We start from the raw sequence: 21,427 nt of genomic DNA, 5'->3' as shown, positions 1-21,427 counted from the left end.
AATTTATTGTAACCTGATTATTGTAACCTGAGTTCGATATAACTTGTTATCAATATAGTCCCTGTTAGGGTTGACATTCGAAAATGCTTAGAATAATAATTATTTTTATGTCGAATTCAAGTTAAATAAGTAATTACTCACTAGCACTAGTTTGTTTCTTCATAGAAGATTCCTTAGACAATTTCTTATTGCTCACTGATTTTAGCTGATCAAAAATGCTTAAAGATTGAGTTATAAAACTTCCTGGTTCAGAAAGATTTGCCGGAAGAATTACTGTATTGCTATCTTTGGCTAACTCACCAAAAGCATTTATATATTGTTCAGCAATTTTTAAAGATACTGCGTCATTACCCCCAGACTTTTGAATAGATGCGGCAATAACTTCAATACTTTTAGCAGTAGCCATTGCTACTAATCCTATTGCCTCAGCTTCACCTCTAGCTCTATTTACTTGGTCAGTATAGGAAGCTTCAGAATTTAATACAACTTGAGCCTTCTCACCTTCTGCATGGTTTATTTTTGCTTGTCTATTGCCTTCTGAATCCAAAATTTGAGCTCGTTTCTGACGTTCTGCTGCAACTTGTAATTCCATTGCTTTAAGTATTGTTTGTGGTGGCTGAATATCTTTAATTTCATAACGCATACATTGTATCCCCCAATTCATTGCAGCTTGGTTAATAGCAGACACAATAGCGATGTTTAACGTTTCCCGTTCTTCAAAAGTCCTATCTAATGGTAATTTTCCTATTTCTGAACGCATGGTGGTCTGTGCAAGCTGTGTGATAGCATAATATGGACTATTAACACCATAAGATGCAGCGACTGGATCAACAATTTTTACATATAAAACTCCATCTATTAATAACGTAACATTATCATTTGAAATGGCTGTTTGAGCAGTAACATCAATAGCTTCTTCCTTCAGGGTGTGTTTATAGGCTACTCTCTGAATCACTGGAATCAAAATATTCAATCCTGGCTGCAGAACCCTATCAAATTTTCCAAACTTTTCTACAACCCATGCTTGTTGTTGTGGTACAACCTTAACCATCTGTACAATAATAAGAATTGCCACGATACTACAAACTAATAATATATATTCCATTTTAATCCTCTGTTAATTTAATCTTAGTTCGGTGACATCGTTCACGGTTGATGCTTAACAATGTAACCTGTTATATGAATTCAGGTTAATCTAACAATTTGACGATGCTACCATCATAAATCTTAGTAATCCCTTCCAATACCACCATATCTCCTTCCTTAATTTCACTTGAGATAATCTCTGTTAAACCATTTAAACTAGTGCCAAGTTTAACATAAAGTTGTTGTACCTTATTGTCATTGACTTTATATACAAAATACTCACCTTTATTATTACTCTGTACCGATTGATTAGGCACAGCTAAATTCCTATGTTTGTTAAGAATTAGATCTATATTTACATAGCTTCCATGCACAATATTACTATTAGAATCAATGATAACTTTAGCACTTATAGTACCATTATCTGAAACATATTGTGAGATTTCAGCAATTTTTCCATTAATTAATCCACCCTTATTATCGGTTATCACTAAATTAGTGGATTCTGACACCTGATTATAAAGCCCCTCAGGTAGCTCCATTAAAATATTATTAGTAGTAGAGTTTTGAGCAATAATGCTAAAAAGATAATCTCCTTGTTTTATCTTATCCCCTATTTTGGATTTTATTATACCAATATATCCATCAAATGGAGCTATAAGAACCATATCGTTGTAACTATTCATTGCTTTAGCAAAAGCAAGCCTAGCTTCTTCTAACTCGCTATTAGATTTTTCTAGCACATCACTACTAATATATTTTTTGGCAAATAATTCCTTGTCACGGCTATAAGAAGCCATAGCTTTTCTTAAAGAGACTTCCGCTTGTGACTTAATTGACATAGCTAAATCTTGGTCAATAATAAGCAAAACATCACCTTGATGGATCTTACCTCCTTGGGAAGTAGATAGTAAATCAAGTCTACCAGAAACATTTGCATAATAATCACGGCTCATACCACTCTTACATTGTCCTATAACACTGAAAACATTATATAAATCAGCCATTTGTACTTTAGTAGCTTTTACCCCAATACTCTCTTGTTCTTCAGCTATAGCATAGCAAGAAGTAATGCATATACACAAAAAAATAATTATAGTTTTAAATCTGTTATCCAACGATGTTCCTTCTCTAAAATCTCAAAACGAATTTTTTCACTTTTTTCATCTAGTTCTGTTTCCGGGATCAAAGAAGCTCCGTCAAATTCAAAACCATAAAAATTAATCTGTAATTTGCTACATATTTTTGCCACTGACTCAATATTTTCTAAAATATCGTCCACAAATATTATTGTTTTAGGATAGTAGTTTTTTTTGTGTAAAATATTCTCTAATACTGCACCTTTATCAACATCGGCTGTAAGAATCACACCTTCTTTCATCGTTGGCACACCACCCCCAATATGTAATTCATCAACTAATATTTCCTCTTTTATCGGAGTAGATTTCATAAAATCTATATTTATCCCTTTAAGCTCTGTAAGACGCCAATTGGTAAAATCCTCAATAACACTAAATTTCCCTGTGTATAATTTGGTCAGAGCAGCAGTTGGGATTTGTATCTCCCATAATCTACCTAGTATATCAGTTATATTATAGTCCACTAAGCGAATAGTACGATTTTTTAAAATAATACTGTATAAAAGATGCCTTTCTTCTCTCGTAAGACGGTTTTTGCTTTCAGCACGCCACTGCCGCCTATAAGGATGAGTTAAGCGATATTCATCTTGATCCATGATAAGTACGTCATCTACATCAAAAAGCACCAAGCTATCTTGATCTAATTTATCTATTACTTCCGATATCTTTAAAAAATCGGAAACTTTAGTTATTTTAGCAAATATATGTTTATTCATCGTTCTAATGATAAGTTTATTATTTCTTCCAAAGAATTAGCTATTATAGCTAATTCTGATTCTCGTACAAGAGTATGAACTCCATCTTTTATCAATTTTATCACTACCATGTCACTAGTAATTTTTTCTGCAAGGTTATTTGAGATGGTATAAGGTACGTCCTCATCTAGCATCCCGTGAATTAAATGTATAGCTCCCTTAAGATTAATACTATTTGAATTTAGTAACAAGTGATTTCTAGCTTCGATTATTAATTGATAACTTATTGGATATTTATCGTTGCAATTACGCCCACTAATCTCAAGGTATTTTTGTTGTTGCATTTGTGTTTTTTGCATTTCAGTTAAGTTTTGCCAAATAGTTTCTGTAAAATCTAGGGCAGGAGCAATACAAACAAGACCACAAACTTTATTAGGAAATTTTATAGCAGCAAGAATGGCTAACCAACCACCCATGCTGGAGCCTATGATAATAGCTGGTTGCACTACAAGTTTATTTAAAACTAATTCAACCCCTGTAAGCCAAGATCCAATCGTTTCATCTAGAAATCTACCTGATGATTCTCCATGACCAAAATTATCAAATGTGATAAAATTATAATCACGTTTTTTACAATAATTATCAAGAAATATAGCCTTTTTTCCATTCATACCTGACATCAAGCCATGCAAAAAAATTACCGATGGCATATTTTTTTTGCTACTTTCATGATGATTGTAAGTGATAAATCTTTTCTTTTCTGTATTATATATTTTACGCATTTAAATTAATTATGTAAAAGATTAATGATTTCATCAGATTCACCCAAACGATATCATAAACCCACTATTTTGCAAGTAGTTCCAGCTTTATTCTCTGGTGGAGTAGAGCGAGGAACAATTGAAGTGGCTAAAATGTTAAAAAAAGTTGATTATAATGTTATTGTAGTCTCATCTGGTGGTTCATTGGTTGAAGAATTAGTGGCGGCAGGAGTGCCACATATTTCTATGAATAGTGCTACTAAAAATCCTTTGACAATATGGAAAAACGCAAGAATTCTGTCAGAAATAATTAAGGAATATAACGTAGATATAGTACATGCAAGATCGAGAGCTCCAGCTTGGAGTTGTTATATGGCGGCAAAGGCTACAGGCACTAAATTCTTAACAACATTCCACGGAATTTACAACATCTCAAATCCTTTCAAACATTTTTATAATAGCGTTATGGTCAAAGGCGAAAAGATCATAGCTGTGTCTAATTTTGTAAAACACCATATATTAATTAATTATCAAATCCTAGAAGATCAAATTGTTGTAATATATCGAGGGGTAGATTATAGTTATTTTGATCCAAAAAATGTTACCGAAGAAAAGTTACTAAAACATAAAAAGAAATACGGTATATCTAACAATACTCCTATAATATTGTTACCATCAAGAATGACCAGTTGGAAGGGGCATCTTACCCTTGTTGAAGCACTTGGCAAATTAAAACATCTAGATTTCTACTGTCTAATGGTTGGAGATTTATCCAAACATCCCAATTTTACCAATCGAGTAAAATCTCTTATAAACTTATTGAAGCTACAAAGTAAAATTCAAATTTTTGGTAATGAAGCTGATATGCTCAGCCTTTACGGTGTTTCAGATATAGTAATATCTACCTCAATTGAGCCAGAAGCATTTGGTCGCACTATAACTGAAGGACAATCAATGGAAAAGCTAGTAATTGCTACAAATATAGGTGGAGCTATTGAAACAATATTAGATAAAAAAACTGGATTTCATGTCAAACCAAACGATGCTGTTGATTTAGCAGAAAAAATCGAACATTGCTTATCTATACTCAAAACCAATGAAGGTAACAAAATACAACAAGCAGCAAGAAAAGCAGTCATCGATAATTTTTCCCTTGATTTAATGCTTAGTAAAACCTTAGATCTATATAAAGAAATGCTCAAAAAAACATAATATTTTCCCCAGTTCTTTGTAGTGTTCTTACATCTTTCCACCTGTATCTATGATTTTTAAACTACCCTAGAGAGGCAATGAAAATTCTATTCTTGAAATCTACTAATTATACTTTATACTGATCCGTTATTGTATATATATCTTATAAAATTAAAAAGAGAGTATTATGGCTAGGATAACGATTGAAGATTGTGTTGGAAAGATTCACGATAGATTTAAGCTTGTAGCTTTAGCTGCTCAAAGAGCAAATGATATAAATTCTGGTAGTAAAATGACTATTAATAACGTGAAAAAAGGCGATAAGGCAACTGTACTGGCATTACGTGAAATAGCTGCTGGCCATATAACGATTCCAGCCCTAAAGGCACAATTATTAAAACGTCTTCGAACAAAAAGCAGAATCGATCCTATTGATGAAGAAAATACTGATGCTTCCCTTGATACTGCTGTAGAAGAGTTTGATTATTTACCAAACGGCTCAGATCTTTGTGTTACTGAAGACTACTCTGATTTAGATGATCAAATATTTGATGATAATGCTAGTGATGATGAACAAAAATGATTATTGGTGTTGGTACAGATATAGTACAAATTCCAAGAATAGAAAGGATATTAAACCTATATGACCAGCGTTTTGTAAACATAATTCTTTCTAAAACGGAAATACAAAAGCTAACTTCTCTAAGCAAAGACCAATATGGTTGTTTTTTGGCAAAAAGGTTTGCTGCGAAAGAGGCAGTTAGCAAAGCCCTTGGTATCGGAATTGGGCGGGGTTTACGATTTAAAGACATCTCTATACTAAATGATGCCTTAGGAAAGCCCTTTGTCCAAATTTGTCATCCTGAAAATCCAAACAAATTTGGACAAATCAAAATTCACTTGTCCATTTCAGACGATTACCCAATTTCTGTAGCTTTTGCAGTTATTACCTCTAAGGTTTAGAGCTTCTTTAATAGTTCAAACATAGTTTTACCAATATCAGCTGGCGATCTAGTGATAGTAACACCTGCACTTTGCAATGCCTCCAACTTATCTTCAGCTGAACCCTGTCCATTAGAAATAATTGCACCAGCATGCCCCATTCTTTTACCTTCAGGAGCAGTAACACCAGCAATGAAAGTAACTATTGGTTTTTTAATCTTTGAGCTTTTTATTAATTCAGCAGCCTTTTCCTCAGCATCCCCTCCTATTTCACCAATCATAATAATCGATTCTGTTTCATCATCTTGTAAAAACATTTCAATACAATCAACAAAATCGGTGCCATTAACTGGATCTCCACCAATACCAATACAGGTAGATTGACCAAGACCAACAGCTGTAGTCTGTGCTACTGCTTCATAAGTCAAAGTACCAGACCGGGATATAATTCCTACCCTGCCTCTCTTATGAATATAACCAGGCATTATGCCGATTTTGCATTCATCAGGAGTAATAATGCCAGGACAATTTGGCCCAATTAATCTAGTTTTTGATCCGATTAATGCCCTTTTGACCTTTATCATATCAAGTATCGGTATTCCCTCTGTAATACACACTACCAAACTAATTCCTGCATCTATAGCTTCCAAAATTGAATCAGCAGCAAAAGGTGGTGGAACATAAATAACGCTAGCAGTAGCCTTAGTTTTTGCAACTGCCTCATGTACTGTATTATATACAGGTAGATCTAGATGAGTATTTCCACCTTTTCCAGGAGTTACCCCTCCTACCATTTTAGTACCATAACTGATTGCCTGCTCAGAATGAAAAGTCCCTTGAGCGCCAGTAAAACCTTGGCAAATTACTTTTGTATTTTTATCAACTAATATTGACATATATGCATTTTCCGTATTTTTATATGAATTATTTTACTGCATCGACGATCTTAACAGCAGCATCACCTAAATCATTTGCAGCAATTATTTTTAAACCAGAATTTGCTAAAATATTTTTACCTAATTCAAAATTGGTTCCAGCTAAACGTACAACCAGTGGAACTGTAATGCCAATCTCTTTCACTGCAGCAATAATGCCTTCGGCTATTATATCACAACGCATTATACCACCAAAAATATTAACTAAAACCCCTTGTACATGTGAATCTGATAAAATTATTTTTAGTGCTTCCGTTACTTTCTCACGATCAGCCCCACCACCAACATCTAAAAAGTTTGCCGGTTCAGCACCATAAAGCTTGATAATATCCATTGTAGCCATAGCTAGCCCAGCCCCATTCACCATACAACCAATAGTACCATCCATCTTAACATAACTAAGACCAAGGCTAGCTGCTTTTATTTCAAGAGCATCTTCTTCATCATCATCCCGCATATTTAAAATATCAGGATGTTTAAATAATCCATTATCATCAAAGTTAATCTTGGCATCAAGTGCCAATAAACTACCATCAGCTTTTGTTATTAATGGATTAATTTCAATTTGGTTAGCATCAGTTGCTATAAAAGCTCGATAGGTTGATTCAACAATTTTCATCATTTGTTTTGCCTGCTCATTGTTAAAACCAAGCTTGTATGCCATTCTACGACAATGAAATGGCTGTATGCCTGTTGCAGGATCAACTGATACTTTAATAATTTTCTCTGGAGTATTATGAGCAACTTCTTCTATATCTACCCCACCTTCAGTAGAAGCTATAAAAGTTACCTTGCTATTACTACGATCAAAAACGGCACTAAAATAATATTCTTTTAAAATATCACACCCAGATTCAACATAGAGATAGCGAACCTTTTGCCCAATAGCTGACGTCTGATGAGTTACTAAGTTAATGCCAAACATTGCGTGTGCTGCTTTCTTTGCCTCTTCTTTAGTTCTTACAACTTTTACACCCCCAGCTTTCCCCCTACCACCTGCGTGGATTTGGGCTTTAACCACATATATTTCTGCTTCTAAACCATCAATTAGCCTATCGATATCTTCTTTTTGCAATATTACAACTCCTGTAGAAGTAGGTATACCATATTGCCTCAAAATCATCTTTGCTTGGTATTCATGAATATTCATTTTTATAATTCTTTAAATAATTTAATCCTAGGCTCTTATACTACAAATGTTGCCAATTTGTAAAGCTTCATTTACTACTTGTTAGACGTTAGTAGTCTTGAGGATATCTAAAATTCACCAATGTTATCCCTGCAAAAGCATAAACTAATAGATATATTCATCTTACTCTACTTTTTGCTTACGATTTTTGTCTCCTAGATATATATACTCCACTTGAGATTATTATTATTGCTCCAATAATTGAAAAACTACCTGGTATTTCCCGCCATATAACTACACTTAAAATTAAAGAAAATACAACTAGAGAAATAGGTATACTACTATTAAGAGATTTTACTATACTAGCTTTCATTGCTCCAAGTCCAAATGAACTTAAGATATATAATGTTGCTTTCATAGTGGTTCTACTTCATCACTCCTATTTAATTGACAACTGGGGTTATACAAATAATCCTACTTCAATTGGAACATAAAACAATCCATAATGGGTAACTCGCATTAAATCAATAACTTAATCAATAAATTGTCCTGCCACTACCTTTAAAATTCTGATGAGCCTTATCTAATTTTTTGATAAATTCTGGAGAATAAGATTTAAGATCATTTTTCGATCCACCCTCATATTTTTTAGCTAGATCTATCCCCCCTCTAATCATATTATAAGCAAAATTTTCTTCCTTTGTTTCTCCAGCTATTCTTTTAGGGTTCATGAACTTATAAACTTGGTATAAAGCAAAATTTTTCACTAAACGTTTTGCTTCCAATCTAGATTGATTACTTATGCCTTGTAGCTTATCTTTTGATTTTATCAAACCTCGGTTAGCTTCTTTTACCAATTGTGAATGTTGTTGCATTAAGTAACTACTTACTTCAGCAACATTCTTACTAACAAGGTTCTCATCAATTTTAACACCTAATTTTCCTAATTTCTTGTGTGCAATTTTACCTAAATATTTTTTTATTAATAGGATGATCTGTGTCTGTAATTTTGTTAGATACATTGTTTGCTCGTTAAGACAAGCCAATATTTGTTCTATTTCCTGTTCGAAAGCATCGTTTTTACTTAACTCATTGAAAATTTCCATCGCCTCATCAGATCCAAGTTCATTATCAGTGATGCCTACTAATGCATCTTTAATTTGGTCTGCCAATTTTCTAGAGTCCCTTGGTTTTTTGTCATCTGTTTCCATTTATTAGTCCTCTGTTTACGAAGTCTATTCTTGAGTAGTAAAATGTCCTCTATAAGTTCGGTGCAACGTGACTCCCCGATGTTTTTCAATTATACTTTGGCACAGTAAGGCTGAGTCAATAGATTTTTGTTTTTTAGTAAATTTATGTTCTTTTTCAAGACATAACTCACTTATATTAATATTTTGCCAAACAAGTCCATCAAAAATTTTTGCTTTAATATAACCATTTAACTTTAAGTTATCATAATCTCCTTTGTTAAGACTCAATGCATCATCATTTAATAAAAGCTTAACATCCCCAACATTTGGGACTGGTATAGGATCAACATATTTAATATAGACTTTACCAGTTAATTCTATCTTGCTAGGTATCATAATTCTCTATCTATATTAAATTAAGCTTCTGTTATACTGCTCGTAAATGAAGAGTTGATAGACGATATAATCAAAATCATAATCCTTTATTTTATATCACGACTCTTTGTTATCTTCTACCTCTGATTCTAGAGATGGTTCAATAACTTCTCCTTGAAAATGATGCAATAGTGATTCTTGTTCATCATATTCTTTCAACATATAGCCACGCCCCCATACTGTATCAATATAATTTGTACCACCAGCAGCATCAGCTAATTTCTTACGTAATTTACATACAAATACGTCTATAATTTTAATTTCCGGCTCATCAACACTACTATAAAGATGGTCTAAGAACATCTCCTTATTCAGTACTGTTCCCCTACGTAAGACTAATAATTCTAAAATAGCATATTCCTTATTCGTTAAATGAACCCTTGTTCCATCAACTTCTACAATTCTAGTATCAAGATGAATACTTACCTTGTCAAACCTAACAACTAACTCAGAATGTCCTTTAGAACGACGAACAATTGCATAAATACGAGCAATTAACTCTTCGCGGTTAAATGGTTTTGTGATATAATCATCTGCCCCACACGTAAGTCCTTTAATTTTTTGATCAACTGTAGTAATACCTGATAAAATCAGTATAGGTGTTTTTACTTTAGCAGAACGTAATCTCAGTAGGACTTCGAACCCACTAATATCTGGCAGCATCAGGTCTAAAATAATTAAATCATAATTATAAATTTTAGCTATTTCTATTCCTTCTGTACCAAACTCCACCACCTCACAAATAATTCCTTCTGAAGCTAACGTTAATTCAATAGAACTAGCTATATCACTATTATCTTCTACTAACAGTACCCTCATGATATTTCTCCCATTAACTTTTCTATAATTATTAATTTATTATTCTTTATTACACATCTATGTTCTCATTTTATCTCTATAAGAGCAAGTAATTTTATCAAAATAATATCCAAGTAACGCGAATTTGGGATAAGAATTTGTCAATTCTTATCCCAAATTCAGTGAAATTATCGAAACAATCAGATTTGAGACAGCTCTGCATCTGATTGTTTCGATAATTTTATGGTTAACTTACCTTACACATAACCCCCATGGCAATTTAAAAGTCATAGGAAAAACAGCCTAGCACCTATTAGCGAAGAGCTGCTTTGCAACGACGAAGCAATTGTAAGTAAAAAGTATGATATAATAGATATTAAAGTCAATGTAAATAATGATTTATAATGACTATCGCTGTGCAGGCGTGAGCGACCGTGAAGCAATTGGTCTTAAGATCGTATAGATACTGGTACTCTATCCCAAATCCCCGAGACGTTTGAATAGTTGATGGGGATGCCTTTGCACTCCCGCTTACAATCGTAAACATTAAAAGTCTTCGAGGTATTATGCTATTATATAATAATTTTATCGGTCTTAATATAGGAAAATTCAATTTTGTTGTTGCTATTCATGGAAAAAAAGAAACTAAAGAATATAATAACAACTCTAATGGAATAGCTGATTTTATCAAGGATTACAAAAAAGAGATTAGTTCTGGATTATGTGTTTTAGAAACTACTGGTGGATATGAAATGGAACTATTACTAACGCTTTGCAATCAGGGTTTTGCTGTACATAGAGCCAATACTCGCAAAGTTAAAAACTTTATTAGGTCTTTTGGTAATGCAGCTAAAACTGACAGTCTTGACGCTAAAGCTTTGGCACTTTATGGTTTTGAACGATCAGAAAGATTAGAGCTATTTAAAGTACAATCTAAGCAAGCTTTAAACTTGTATGAATTAGTAGGACGTAGGAACGATATTAAACAAATGTTGATTGCAGAAAAAAATAGGTTTCAGTCCCCGAGAGCTGATTTAATCAAGTCTAGTTGCGTTAAAATGATCGAAGTACTAGAAGAACAAATTGCATCTATTACTAAAGAAATAGATGACTTAATAGTAAAAGATAAACTCTTACAGGCTAAGAAAGAAACTCTACAAACTATTAGCGGTATAGGCACAGTAGTATCTAATGAGCTTATAACTTTGTTACCTGAACTTGGTACATTGAACCGCAAACAAATAGCATCATTAGTAGGTATTGCACCAAATATCTAATGATAGCGGTAGATATAACGGATATAGACATACAGGTCATGGTCGAAATTTTGTTAGACCTATGTTGTTTGTAGCTGCTATGGCTGCTAGAAACTCTAACTCTGAACTGAAGGTATTTTATGAAAAATTGATCAATAGAGGAAAAAAGAAAATGGTGGCGATGGTAGCATTAATGCGTAAAATCATTGTGATTGCAAACGCTAAGTTACGTGATTTAACTAGCTCTGCAGAAGCAATAAAAATTTAAACCAAATTTATTTAAATTTTTATTGCGAACATAGTTGATCTAATAGACCTCTTTCAAAACTCGCTTATGCTGAGGGATTTGAAGGAGACGCTTCACCTCGAACCGCAGCGTACTCTAATGTACGTGAGGATTCGAGTACCGCATCGACGTACAAATCACCAGCAGAAGTAGAGTTTCGAAAGAGGTATAATGAATGTGGATTGCCTCGACACTCATGTGGTCTTGCTAATAGACGTCTTGTACTTTTCTACAATTTTTAAATGCTATACGTAAGGTGAATGGTTAATTATCATTTTCTTGCATTTTTTTATGATATAAAGCACCAAAATCAATCGGGTCAATCATCAATGGTTGGAAACCACCATCCTGAGTGACATCAGCAATAATTTTTCTAGCAAATGGGAAAATCATTGCTGGACAATGAATTGCTAGTATTATTTGGTGTTGATCTTCCTCTATATTAATTAAATTAAAAACCCCTGCATATTTTAAGTCCACTATAAATAGTCTATGCTTTTCACTCATTGCTTTAGCTTCTATACTTAATTCTACCTCATAAAAATTCTCTTCAGGTAAATTAGAAATATTGAGGTCTAGGAATAAGTCAATTTGTGGATTACGTTCCAAAGATACTAAAGATCTCGGAGCGTCTGGATTTTCAAAAGATAAATCCTTTATGTATTGTGCATTAACAGCGATATGAGGCATTTCTTTTTGGTTAGTATCTTTCATAATAATATAGTCCTTTACATTTTAAATTTTAAGTTATTGGAAGGGTAACACCTTTTTGTTTCATATATTTCCCATAACGATCGGCATAAGATATATTACAAGTTTGATCACCTTTTAAAAACAAAAATTGACATGCTCCTTCATTAGCATAAATTCTTGCTGGCAGTGGGGTAGTATTGGAAAACTCTAATGTTACATGCCCTTCCCATTCCGGTTCTAACGGCGTTACGTTAACAATTATACCACATCTTGCATAGGTTGATTTACCAACACAGATAACTAGCACATCTCTTGGAATTTTAAAATACTCAATTGTTCTTGCTAAGGCAAAACTGTTTGGCGGAATAATACAAACATCAACCTCTCTGTCTACTAAACTATATTCATCAAAATTTTTTGGATCAACTATTGCCGAATTAATATTAGTAAATATTTTAAATTCCTTCGAGACTCTTGCATCATAACCATATGAAGATAAACCATAAGAAATAATTCTCTCTGAATTATTCAATCTAACCTGCGTATCAGTAAAAGGTGCAATCATATCGTGTTCTATACACATTTTTCTTATCCAATTATCAGACATAATGGTCATATATAATTACACATACTATGTTTAAATTACCGAATATAAATGATATAGTTAAAAATTAAAAGTACTAAAACTTTAATTAGCAGCTTTAATTAGCAGGGCATCCTCATTAAAATATTTATATATTCTTCTACTTTAACCTTAGTTCGATATAAGAATTAATAATTCTTATATCGATACTTGCTTTGTTATAAGGAAAAATGCACTCTTGAAGCGGTTCTACACCTGATTGTTTCTATATATAATACTGAATTCGATGTAACTTGTTACATCGAATTCAGGTTAATTTAAATAATTAGTTTCGCAAAACTGTAGGAGATTCACGTATATACTCAAATGATTTGAAGAATTGGATTTGAAAATGAATGATGAGCATGCGAATCCATGATATTTTCAAAAAACAATTCGTAGGAGCAAAAGAGTATACTCGGATGATCTAAAGAATGGGAACAACAAACAAGGAAAGCTTTGCCAGCGTAGGATGACATCTAGACTACCGATACTAGAGTTAACGATAGCTGGCATATAAGGCAAATATCCATTCATTATAAGAACGACTAACTACTTTGTTTTTACTTCTACTTGGACAACTTTCTGAAGACCATTATCGAAATATAAGGATAAATCAAAGTTATCACCAACTTTTAGTATAGTTCTTATATCCAAGAGCATAATATGCATACCACCCGGTTGTAAAATAGCACTACTTTTAGCTGGGATGACTAGCTTATCGAGTTTTACCATTTTACTAACCCCTTTTTCATCAACAAAACTTTTATGTAATTCAACCTTGTTAGCTATATCTGAAGAAACATTTACCAAATTGTAATCGAGGTCAGAGTCATTAAAAATCTCAAAATATATTGCAGAATTATTATTTTTGCTAACAGTAGCAGAAGGTCTTGCCCAAGCATTTAGTATTGTAACAGATGCAGTTAATGCCGTAGGAGCTGATGCTTCTAATGATGCTGCTAGATTGTTATTACTTGGCATGGTAGTTGCAAAACATATTGATAGACTAAAATATAAAGTAACAGCAATGAAGGTTACTATGTTCTTAAGTAGCATATTATTACCATAAATTAAATTAATTACACAATCGATTCACTTAATTATATAACATATTATAATACACTAAGTATATTTTGCAAAAAAATAATATATTTATAGTGTATAATGCTAACTTTGGCTTACTTTAACAAATCTTTGTTTAAAAGAATCCCAATTATAGTGAACATTTACTGTTTTAATTTCTGTAACTGTAATATCTCCATTAGGTAACTGTGCAACATCAAAGCCTTTTTGTATAGATTCAGTAATTAGAGTCGTTGATTGACAAATATACCTAACATTAAAAAAGGGATTATTATCAGTATCTAATGAGCTTGTAGTTTTCTTAGTTGGAGTATTCAAAATAGGTACGTTTTTTTCTTTCATTCTAAACAACTTCAGATATTCTGTACGTTTTTATAACAGTTTAGTAATAAGGTGGCAAGAGTTTGTTGTTAGATTAATTTAGGTTATTTAGTCTAATTAGTTTTTTTTGTAATGAGGTGTGTGCTGTGTTAGAAGGTTTTGATTTTTCAAAGTCTGCAATAAGGTTATTTTTCTATTTTTTAAAGAAAAGAAGAATTAAACTAACTATTTTAGGGGTGTTATGCATAATACGGGGAATGATACCAGCTATTGATAGTGTGTTGCTACAAAAAATTATAAATTTGATTGAGTCTTTTTCTAATGAAACAGTTAAAGACCTACCTTCCTCCATGTTGTTTTGGGCAATAATATATGCATTTTGGTGGGTATGTGTAAATACTATGTGGCGAATTTATGATTATATTTATCTAAAAACTATGCCATATATCAAAGCTCAGATATTAGACGAAATGTATAATTACACTCAGTACCATAATCATAGATTTTTTCAAGAAAACCTTGCTGGTCATATTACCAATCGTATTACTGAAGGGGCTAGATCTTTTGAAATGGTTTTGTCTTTATTTGGAGAGAAAATTCTATACAAACTAGCTATAATTGTTTTTGCTCTTGGAACAATGTACTGGATACATCAAATATTTGCTACTATATTCCTTATACATATTTGTGTTTTTGTAGGGACTAGTGTTATCTGTTCAAGTAGAATAAACAAATATTCAGTAAATTATGCACGAAGCAAATCAATAGTTGCCGGCAGTATTGTTGATGCAATTGCAAATATTGGTGCAATACGGATGTTTACTTCTCATAAATTTGAACGTCAGAATCTAGAAGTAAGGATAGATGATGCTGTAGTTAATGAACAAATTATGCAACTCTTTATGTTTAAGCTACGTATTGTACTAGGCATAGCTTGTTCTATAATGATTTTTATAATGGTTTATTATCTAGCTCAACTTCGTAGTCAAATGCAAATAACTATAGGAGATTGCGTGTTGATACTTACTTTATCTATAACGGTTAGTAGTGAAATTTGGGATCTAACGCAGGAAGTAGGAGATATGTTCGAAGAGTTTGGTTCTTTTAATCAAAGTGTATCATTAATGAAACCTCATATTATAGAAGATATTGAGAATGCCCATCTTCTAAAGGTTACAAAAGGTGAGATAATATTTAAAAATGTTAGTTTTAAATATTACCATAATAATAATTTATTTGAGAATAAATCCGTTACAATTTTGAGTCAACAAAGGGTCGGATTAGTAGGGTTTTCTGGTTCAGGAAAAACAACTTTTATTAATCTTATTACACGGTTGCACGATATAGACCAAGGAGAAATTCTAATTGATGGGCAAAATATTAGATATGTAACTCAAGACTCTTTACGAGAAAATATTAGTATAATACCGCAAGAACCAATCCTATTTCATAGGACAGTCATGGATAATATTAGATATGGAAAAAAAGATGCTAGCTTAGAAGAGATAATAGAGGCAGCAAAACTAGCTCATATACATGAATTTATTGAGAGCCTAACAGAAGGATACCAAAGCTTATGTGGTGAAAGGGGAAATAACTTGTCAGGTGGTCAGAGGCAGAGAATAATAATAGCACGGGCAATATTAAAGAATGCTCCAATATTAATTCTTGATGAAGCAACAAGTAGTCTAGATAGTAAGACTGAGGAGTTGATACAAGATTCTCTATATTACTTAATGCAAAATAAAACTGTATTAGTTATAGCTCATAGATTATCAACTTTGTTGAATATGGATAGAATTTTGGTTTTTAATGAAGGTAGCATAGTTGAAGATGGACAACATGAGGAATTACTAAAAAACAGTAAATTGTACAAAAAACTATGGAAATCACAAGTAAAAGGCTTAATAATTTAAAGAAATTGCTGATTATTTCACCTTATATACTCGGTGAACTTCAAGAATTGGCGTCGTCGTGTCTAAAGATCGAAGCTGCTCACGTACTAATGTACGCCTAGCAGCTCGACTTTGACACTCCTAGCTCTTCTTGAAGTTATACTATCGTCTACCAACTCTTCATTTACGAGCAGTATACGTAAGGTGAGTGATTATTTATTACATGACTTATAGTTCTCGTACCATTTCCGATTATGGCACACACTCAACTATTGATTGCAATTTTTAAATTACTCTGCTAATTCATTTAAGATTTGGTATTGTAATACATTATTATTTTGTGTATCATAACTTGAGTTCGATGTAAGACATCGGTTTAATAGCCTAGGGTGATATCACCCCTAATGAGGATAATACTGAGCCTAGTATTAATTTGCTACATCGATACTTAAGGTTATCATAAGAATTATTTTTAATCACTTGAAACTGAAGGAATTTAAAATGCAAGTATTCGTTGGAAAAGCTGCACCGGATTTTACAGCTAAAGCTATTATGCCTGATAATAGTATAGAATCTGAATTTAATCTTAAAAATTATGCTAAGGGTCATAAAGTTGTATTGTTTTTTTATCCCCTAGATTTTACTTTTGTTTGTCCATCAGAAATTATAGCCTTTAATAATAGATTAGGAGAATTTACTGAAAGAAATACAAAGTTAATAGCAATAAGCGTTGACTCGCATTTTTCTCATTTGGCTTGGAAGAATACTCCTTACAATAAAGGTGGTGTCGGCAATATCCAAATTCCTATGGTGGCAGATCTTAATAAAAATGCCTCACATAGTTATAATGTACTTCATGATGATGGAATATCACTGCGTGGTACTTTTGTTATTGATGAAGAATTCATAGTACGCCATTTGTCAGTTAATGATTTGCCAATTGGTAGAAATATTGATGAAGTAATAAGACTAATAGATGCCCTAGACTATAATGCAAAGCATGGTGAAGTATGTCCAGCTGGGTGGCATAAAGGTGATGAAGGTATTACCCCATCACATAAAGGAGTAGCAGATTACTTAGCTTCCAATGCAGAAAAATTATAGTATATAGAGTAGGTTTGCCGGATCAGTAGATGTCATTGCCTAGCTACGAACACCAATGTACCGTATACCGTAGCTAGAGATGACATCGAGATTACCATATATGACACGCATAGGTTTATGCAGGTTTTTACCGCTAGTTGTAGCTTTTAAACTTCTCTAGTTAGAAATTAATTGTTTTTTTACTTAGTGGGGGAAAATTTTGTTATATACTGCAAATATCATCTAAGAGACTCCAATTTGGGATAAGAATTGACAAATTCTTATCTCGAATTCGCGTAAGGGATAATTTATGTCAAAGTAAGCTTAAAGCCAAAGAAAGAGATTTGATGCTTAAGGAGCTATTTTTGGATACTAACCGAGTATCTTATACAAAAGAAACAATTGATATTCTAAGACTAATTAGGAGTGAAAATGTTGGTCCAAGGACTTTTTGGAGTTTAATAAAGATATTTGGTAGTAGTAGTACTGCAATTGAAAATATACAAGAATTCTCACTGCGAGGTGGACGCTCTAAACCAGTAAAGGTATTTTCACAAAGTGAGGCAAGTAAAGAACTTGAGCTTTTGGAAAAGAATAACGCCAAAATTATTACCTATAAGTCTTTAGAATATTCAAGGTTATTGTTAGAGATTTTTGATTGCCCGCCTATACTAAGTTATAAGGGCAATATCGGGTTATTATCACACGAAAGATGTTTAGCAATTGTTGGAGCAAGAAATGCTTCAGTAAATGGTCGTGCTTTTGCAGCTAGAATCGCTAAGGAATTGACAGACGCAGATTATATAATGGTTTCTGGACTTGCAAGAGGTATTGATACGGCAGTGCATCAAGTTAATATCTCTAAAACAATAGGAGTTATCGCTGGAGGAATTGATCATGTCTATCCCCTAGAAAATGTTAAATTATTCGAGCAAATTCAGCAAGAGGGGTTAATAATTGCTGAATTACCAATAGGTTCAAAACCTCTTGGACAACATTTCCCACAACGTAATCGATTGATTTCTGGTATATCTCTTGGAACGGTAGTAATTGAGGCAAGCCTAAAATCTGGATCATTAATAACAGCAAGGTTTGCTTTAGAACAGAATAGAGAAGTATTCGCAGTGCCGGGATTTCCGTTAGATCCTAGGTGTCATGGTACTAATAAACTTATCAAGGAAGGAGCATATATGGTGGAATCTACCCAAGATATAGTAACTAATCTACCACATTTTTCTAAGGTTGTCAGCAAATCTAAGGATGTGGCGAATGATTCAGCTGAGAATAACCAGTTTAAAGCGTTAGATATAAAATATGCTAATCCAATTACCAACGATATGCGTATGAAAGTTAAGGAGCTTTTATCTTCAACTCCTATAGATTTTGATTGTTTGCATCAAACGCAGCTAGCTTTGCAGGTTATATATATGATAATACTGGAGCTAGAACTGGCTGGAAAAATAACTAGATATCCTGGCAACAAGATATCTTTAATTTATAAATAAATATGAAATTAGTAATAGTAGAATCGCCAGCAAAGGCGAAAACGATAAATAAATATCTAGATAATGGTTTTAAAGTTATTGCTTCGTTTGGGCATATTAGAGATTTACCATCTAAAAATGGTTCAGTTCTGCCAGATGAAGATTTTGCTATGAAATATATTATATCAGATAAAGCAGAAAAATATGTTGAAGCAATAACTAAAGATGCTGCCAAGGCTGAAATGGTTTATCTAGCAACAGATCGAGACCGAGAAGGAGAATCAATTGCTTGGCATGTTGCAGAAATAATAAAAGAAAGAAACTTGGTTAAATCTAGTGATTTCTTTAAAAGAGTAGCATTTGATGAAGTTACAAAAAAAGCTATTTTACATGCAATTGAAAACCCAAGAAAGATTGATATTGATTTGGTTAATGCTCAGCAAGCAAGAAGGGCGTTGGATTATTTGGTAGGATTTACTTTATCACCGATATTATGGCGTAAATTGCCAGGATGTAGATCAGCCGGAAGAGTCCAGTCTGTAGCACTGAGACTTATTTGCGAACGAGAAGACGAAATTGAACGTTTTAAATCGCAAGAATATTGGGATATTAGTCTTAATATTCTTAATAGTAATAATGAACCGTTTTTAGCAAGATTAACTCATGTTAATGGTAAAAAATTAGAGAAATTCTCAATTACTAATGAACTAGCTGCCAATGATCTAGTCGAGAAAATAAAACTAAAGAATTTTCATGTTGCCTCTATAGAAAAAAAACAGCAAAAACGTCAACCGCAACCACCTTTTATTACCTCTTCGCTGCAGCAAGAAGCTGCAAGAAAATTAGGGTTTACTGCTAAGAAGACTATGCAAATTGCCCAAAAACTTTACGAAGGTATGGATATAGGTAATGAAACTATAGGTTTGATCACTTATATGAGAACGGACGGGACAACTCTTGCTAGTGAAGCTGTTGAGCAAATACGTCAGTTGATAGATAAGAATTTTGGGGATAAATATCTGCCAGCTAGCCAGCGAGTTTATAAATCTAAAGCTAAAAATGCCCAAGAAGCTCACGAAGCGATTAGACCAACTGATATTACCCTGCTACCAGAAAAGTTAAAGGATAAACTAGATAAAGATTTTTACAAGCTTTATGACCTAATTTGGAAGAGGACGGTAGCTTGCCAAATGGAAAATGTTATTATTGATTTGGTAGTAGCTCAGCTTGATACAGAAGATAAAGAATTTACATGCAGAGCAAATGGCTCAATTATTGCGTTTGATGGTTTTTATAAAATTTATCAAGAAGGTCTAGATGATGAAACAGAAGAAGAAAATAGGCTTCTACCACCGCTAAAAGAAGGAGAGAAATTAATTACAGATTCAGTGAATCCAGCACAACATTTCACTGATCCGCCACCAAGATATTCTGAAGCTAGTTTAGTAAAGAGGCTTGAGGAACTTGGTATTGGTCGCCCGTCTACTTATGCTTCGATTATATCAGTGTTGCAAGATAGAAAATATGTAGTTGTTGAGAAAAAACGATTCTTTCCAGAGGAATTAGGGCGTTTAGTTACAACATTTTTAACAGGTTTTTTTAAGAAATATGTGGAATATGATTTCACAGCTGATCTTGAAAATGATTTAGATGAGGTGGCAGAAGGTAAAATAGAATGGAAGTCTTTACTAAAAAAATTCTGGGATGGGTTTAATAACAATGTAGAAGTAGTTAGTGGAAAGAAAATATCTGATATAATTATTTATGTTGAAGAAGCCTTAGATTATCACTTATTTGGAGAAAAGTCAGAAAGTAACAAGTCAAGAATTTGCCCATCCTGCTCTACAGGTCAATTAGATCTGAAGCTTGGTAAGTTTGGAGCATTCTTAGCTTGTAGTAATTACCCAGAATGTACTTTCAAAAAACAAATTACCTCTAAAAATAGTGATGATGTTGCTACTACTATGGAAGAGAACAAACTATTAGGAGTAAATAAGGATGGTTTTGATGTTTTTCTAAAGAAAGGTCCATATGGTTTATATGTACAGACTAGTGAGCAAGTTGCCAAGGGTGAAAAGCCAAAGCGTGCATCATTGCCACCTTCTATTGCCCAAAATGATGTCACTCTTGCTTTAGCTATGAGGTTGCTTGAGTTACCGGCTAAATTATGTTTGCATCCTGAATCTCAACAAGAGATTATACTTGGTATAGGTAGATATGGCCCGTATCTTAAATATCTTGATAGGTTTATTTCAATACCAAAAAGATACGATCCTTTTACCATAACAACAGAGATCGCTGTAGAAATAATTGAAGCTATTAACAATAAGTTAAAGAATAAACAAGAGAAAGATAATGGCAAGCAGGTAATAGTTGCAAAAAAAAACTTCTAAAAAGAAT

The 21,427-nt window shown here is 33.0% G+C and carries 23 protein-coding genes; 9 read left to right on the top strand and 14 right to left on the bottom strand.

Annotated elements, in window-relative coordinates:
- Window positions 1-133: 133 nt before the first annotated feature.
- From AAHM86_RS06200 to AAHM86_RS06185, 4 genes are all read right to left on the bottom strand, one after another.
- The gene (locus tag AAHM86_RS06200; protein WP_342267667.1) at window positions 134-1,105 is read right to left on the bottom strand and encodes a stomatin-like protein; all 972 of its coding nucleotides are present in this window, start codon (window positions 1,103-1,105) and stop codon (window positions 134-136) included.
- 85 nt (window positions 1,106-1,190) lie between these two features.
- Window positions 1,191-2,204, bottom strand: coding sequence for an efflux RND transporter periplasmic adaptor subunit (locus AAHM86_RS06195; RefSeq protein ID WP_342267666.1), 1,014 nt, complete (start codon window positions 2,202-2,204; stop codon window positions 1,191-1,193).
- On the bottom strand, window positions 2,180-2,941 hold the full coding sequence (locus tag AAHM86_RS06190) for a DUF2608 domain-containing protein (protein WP_342267665.1): 762 nt from the start codon (window positions 2,939-2,941) through the stop codon (window positions 2,180-2,182). The genes AAHM86_RS06195 and AAHM86_RS06190 overlap by 25 nt, the downstream gene beginning before the upstream one ends.
- The gene (locus tag AAHM86_RS06185; protein ID WP_342267664.1) at window positions 2,938-3,702 is read right to left on the bottom strand and encodes an alpha/beta hydrolase; all 765 of its coding nucleotides are present in this window, start codon (window positions 3,700-3,702) and stop codon (window positions 2,938-2,940) included. Before AAHM86_RS06185 ends, AAHM86_RS06190 begins: the two co-directional genes overlap by 4 nt.
- A 24-nt stretch (window positions 3,703-3,726) precedes the next feature.
- On the opposite strand from AAHM86_RS06185, the gene AAHM86_RS06180 reads away from it, so the two are divergent.
- The 3 genes from AAHM86_RS06180 to acpS all read left to right on the top strand — a co-directional run bounded on the left by AAHM86_RS06180 (window position 3,727) and on the right by acpS (window position 5,835).
- Window positions 3,727-4,893 (top strand): glycosyltransferase family 4 protein, encoded by a 1,167-nt coding sequence (locus AAHM86_RS06180; protein WP_341748029.1) that lies wholly within the window; start codon window positions 3,727-3,729, stop codon window positions 4,891-4,893.
- 166 nt (window positions 4,894-5,059) lie between these two features.
- A complete protein-coding gene (gene rpoZ, locus AAHM86_RS06175; RefSeq protein WP_342267663.1) occupies window positions 5,060-5,455 on the top strand; it encodes a DNA-directed RNA polymerase subunit omega in 396 nt (131 codons plus the stop codon).
- Entirely contained in the window at window positions 5,452-5,835 is a 384-nt protein-coding gene (gene acpS, locus AAHM86_RS06170; RefSeq protein WP_341751721.1) for a holo-ACP synthase, read from the top strand. The genes rpoZ and acpS overlap by 4 nt, the downstream gene beginning before the upstream one ends.
- On the opposite strand, the gene sucD is transcribed toward acpS, so the two are convergent.
- The 6 genes from sucD to ctrA form a co-directional block, all read right to left on the bottom strand.
- A complete protein-coding gene (sucD, locus tag AAHM86_RS06165) occupies window positions 5,832-6,710 on the bottom strand; it encodes a succinate--CoA ligase subunit alpha (protein ID WP_342267662.1) in 879 nt (292 codons plus the stop codon). The genes acpS and sucD overlap by 4 nt on opposite strands.
- 28 nt (window positions 6,711-6,738) lie before the next feature.
- Complete coding sequence (gene sucC / locus AAHM86_RS06160; protein ID WP_342267661.1) at window positions 6,739-7,899, bottom strand: ADP-forming succinate--CoA ligase subunit beta; 1,161 nt, start codon at window positions 7,897-7,899, stop codon at window positions 6,739-6,741.
- A 178-nt stretch (window positions 7,900-8,077) separates the two neighbouring features.
- The gene (locus AAHM86_RS06155; protein ID WP_342267660.1) at window positions 8,078-8,296 is read right to left on the bottom strand and encodes a hypothetical protein; all 219 of its coding nucleotides are present in this window, start codon (window positions 8,294-8,296) and stop codon (window positions 8,078-8,080) included.
- A gap of 118 nt (window positions 8,297-8,414) precedes the next feature.
- Complete coding sequence (locus tag AAHM86_RS06150) at window positions 8,415-9,089, bottom strand: DUF5394 family protein (protein ID WP_342267659.1); 675 nt, start codon at window positions 9,087-9,089, stop codon at window positions 8,415-8,417.
- 24 nt (window positions 9,090-9,113) lie between these two features.
- A complete protein-coding gene (locus AAHM86_RS06145) occupies window positions 9,114-9,464 on the bottom strand; it encodes a hypothetical protein (protein WP_342267658.1) in 351 nt (116 codons plus the stop codon).
- A gap of 96 nt (window positions 9,465-9,560) precedes the next feature.
- Window positions 9,561-10,322, bottom strand: a complete 762-nt coding sequence (ctrA, locus tag AAHM86_RS06140) for a response regulator transcription factor CtrA (protein ID WP_342267657.1) — start codon at window positions 10,320-10,322, stop codon at window positions 9,561-9,563.
- A 545-nt stretch (window positions 10,323-10,867) separates the two neighbouring features.
- Here ctrA and AAHM86_RS06135 point away from each other — a divergent pair.
- Together AAHM86_RS06135 and AAHM86_RS06130 are read left to right on the top strand one after the other, a co-directional pair.
- Window positions 10,868-11,578 (top strand): IS110 family transposase, encoded by a 711-nt coding sequence (locus AAHM86_RS06135; RefSeq protein ID WP_342267656.1) that lies wholly within the window; start codon window positions 10,868-10,870, stop codon window positions 11,576-11,578.
- On the top strand, window positions 11,562-11,825 hold the full coding sequence (locus AAHM86_RS06130; RefSeq protein ID WP_342267655.1) for a hypothetical protein: 264 nt from the start codon (window positions 11,562-11,564) through the stop codon (window positions 11,823-11,825). Before AAHM86_RS06135 ends, AAHM86_RS06130 begins: the two co-directional genes overlap by 17 nt.
- Window positions 11,826-12,107: 282 nt before the next feature.
- Here AAHM86_RS06130 and secB read toward each other — a convergent pair whose 3' ends face one another.
- The 4 genes from secB to AAHM86_RS06105 all read right to left on the bottom strand — a co-directional run bounded on the left by secB (window position 12,108) and on the right by AAHM86_RS06105 (window position 14,586).
- A complete protein-coding gene (gene secB / locus AAHM86_RS06120) occupies window positions 12,108-12,557 on the bottom strand; it encodes a protein-export chaperone SecB (RefSeq protein ID WP_341747230.1) in 450 nt (149 codons plus the stop codon).
- A gap of 28 nt (window positions 12,558-12,585) precedes the next feature.
- The gene (gene dcd, locus AAHM86_RS06115) at window positions 12,586-13,152 is read right to left on the bottom strand and encodes a dCTP deaminase (protein ID WP_341747229.1); all 567 of its coding nucleotides are present in this window, start codon (window positions 13,150-13,152) and stop codon (window positions 12,586-12,588) included.
- A 558-nt stretch (window positions 13,153-13,710) separates the two neighbouring features.
- Window positions 13,711-14,217 (bottom strand): copper chaperone PCu(A)C, encoded by a 507-nt coding sequence (locus AAHM86_RS06110; RefSeq protein WP_342267654.1) that lies wholly within the window; start codon window positions 14,215-14,217, stop codon window positions 13,711-13,713.
- Between the two features lie 111 nt (window positions 14,218-14,328).
- Window positions 14,329-14,586 carry a DUF2671 domain-containing protein gene (locus AAHM86_RS06105; protein ID WP_342267653.1) on the bottom strand — a complete coding sequence of 86 codons (258 nt, stop codon included), beginning with the start codon at window positions 14,584-14,586 and terminating at the stop codon, window positions 14,329-14,331.
- A gap of 125 nt (window positions 14,587-14,711) precedes the next feature.
- Between AAHM86_RS06105 and AAHM86_RS06100 the strand changes: the two genes are divergently transcribed.
- From AAHM86_RS06100 to topA, 4 genes are all read left to right on the top strand, one after another.
- On the top strand, window positions 14,712-16,481 hold the full coding sequence (locus AAHM86_RS06100) for an ABC transporter ATP-binding protein (RefSeq protein ID WP_342267652.1): 1,770 nt from the start codon (window positions 14,712-14,714) through the stop codon (window positions 16,479-16,481).
- 480 nt (window positions 16,482-16,961) lie between these two features.
- Window positions 16,962-17,564 (top strand): peroxiredoxin, encoded by a 603-nt coding sequence (locus tag AAHM86_RS06095; protein WP_341747226.1) that lies wholly within the window; start codon window positions 16,962-16,964, stop codon window positions 17,562-17,564.
- 344 nt (window positions 17,565-17,908) lie between these two features.
- Window positions 17,909-19,048 carry a DNA-processing protein DprA gene (gene dprA / locus AAHM86_RS06090; protein ID WP_342267651.1) on the top strand — a complete coding sequence of 380 codons (1,140 nt, stop codon included), beginning with the start codon at window positions 17,909-17,911 and terminating at the stop codon, window positions 19,046-19,048.
- A gap of 2 nt (window positions 19,049-19,050) precedes the next feature.
- Window positions 19,051-21,420 (top strand): type I DNA topoisomerase, encoded by a 2,370-nt coding sequence (gene topA, locus AAHM86_RS06085; protein ID WP_342267650.1) that lies wholly within the window; start codon window positions 19,051-19,053, stop codon window positions 21,418-21,420.
- Window positions 21,421-21,427: the final 7 nt, after the last annotated feature.

This window comes from Candidatus Tisiphia endosymbiont of Empis tessellata (assembly GCF_964031035.1).
In the GTDB taxonomy this organism is placed as follows: domain Bacteria; phylum Pseudomonadota; class Alphaproteobacteria; order Rickettsiales; family Rickettsiaceae; genus Tisiphia.
Note: the sequence above shows the minus strand (reverse complement) of the source record. Positions and strands in the feature narration are given on the sequence as shown.

Bases quoted from the DNA above. Each gene is read 5' to 3' on its own strand.
- AAHM86_RS06200 (WP_342267667.1), bottom strand. From the start codon at position 1,105: ATGGAATATATATTATTAGTTTGTAGTATCGTGGCAATTCTTATTATT.
- AAHM86_RS06190 (WP_342267665.1), bottom strand. From the start codon at position 2,941: ATGAATAAACATATATTTGCTAAAATAACTAAAGTTTCCGATTTTTTA.
- AAHM86_RS06185 (WP_342267664.1), bottom strand. From the start codon at position 3,702: ATGCGTAAAATATATAATACAGAAAAGAAAAGATTTATCACTTACAAT.
- AAHM86_RS06180 (WP_341748029.1), top strand. From the start codon at position 3,727: ATGATTTCATCAGATTCACCCAAACGATATCATAAACCCACTATTTTG.
- rpoZ (WP_342267663.1), top strand. From the start codon at position 5,060: ATGGCTAGGATAACGATTGAAGATTGTGTTGGAAAGATTCACGATAGA.
- acpS (WP_341751721.1), top strand. From the start codon at position 5,452: ATGATTATTGGTGTTGGTACAGATATAGTACAAATTCCAAGAATAGAA.
- sucD (WP_342267662.1), bottom strand. From the start codon at position 6,710: ATGTCAATATTAGTTGATAAAAATACAAAAGTAATTTGCCAAGGTTTT.
- sucC (WP_342267661.1), bottom strand. From the start codon at position 7,899: ATGAATATTCATGAATACCAAGCAAAGATGATTTTGAGGCAATATGGT.
- AAHM86_RS06155 (WP_342267660.1), bottom strand. From the start codon at position 8,296: ATGAAAGCAACATTATATATCTTAAGTTCATTTGGACTTGGAGCAATG.
- AAHM86_RS06150 (WP_342267659.1), bottom strand. From the start codon at position 9,089: ATGGAAACAGATGACAAAAAACCAAGGGACTCTAGAAAATTGGCAGAC.
- AAHM86_RS06145 (WP_342267658.1), bottom strand. From the start codon at position 9,464: ATGATACCTAGCAAGATAGAATTAACTGGTAAAGTCTATATTAAATAT.
- ctrA (WP_342267657.1), bottom strand. From the start codon at position 10,322: ATGAGGGTACTGTTAGTAGAAGATAATAGTGATATAGCTAGTTCTATT.
- AAHM86_RS06135 (WP_342267656.1), top strand. From the start codon at position 10,868: ATGCTATTATATAATAATTTTATCGGTCTTAATATAGGAAAATTCAAT.
- secB (WP_341747230.1), bottom strand. From the start codon at position 12,557: ATGAAAGATACTAACCAAAAAGAAATGCCTCATATCGCTGTTAATGCA.
- dcd (WP_341747229.1), bottom strand. From the start codon at position 13,152: ATGACCATTATGTCTGATAATTGGATAAGAAAAATGTGTATAGAACAC.
- AAHM86_RS06110 (WP_342267654.1), bottom strand. From the start codon at position 14,217: ATGCTACTTAAGAACATAGTAACCTTCATTGCTGTTACTTTATATTTT.
- AAHM86_RS06105 (WP_342267653.1), bottom strand. From the start codon at position 14,586: ATGAAAGAAAAAAACGTACCTATTTTGAATACTCCAACTAAGAAAACT.
- AAHM86_RS06095 (WP_341747226.1), top strand. From the start codon at position 16,962: ATGCAAGTATTCGTTGGAAAAGCTGCACCGGATTTTACAGCTAAAGCT.
- topA (WP_342267650.1), top strand. From the start codon at position 19,051: ATGAAATTAGTAATAGTAGAATCGCCAGCAAAGGCGAAAACGATAAAT.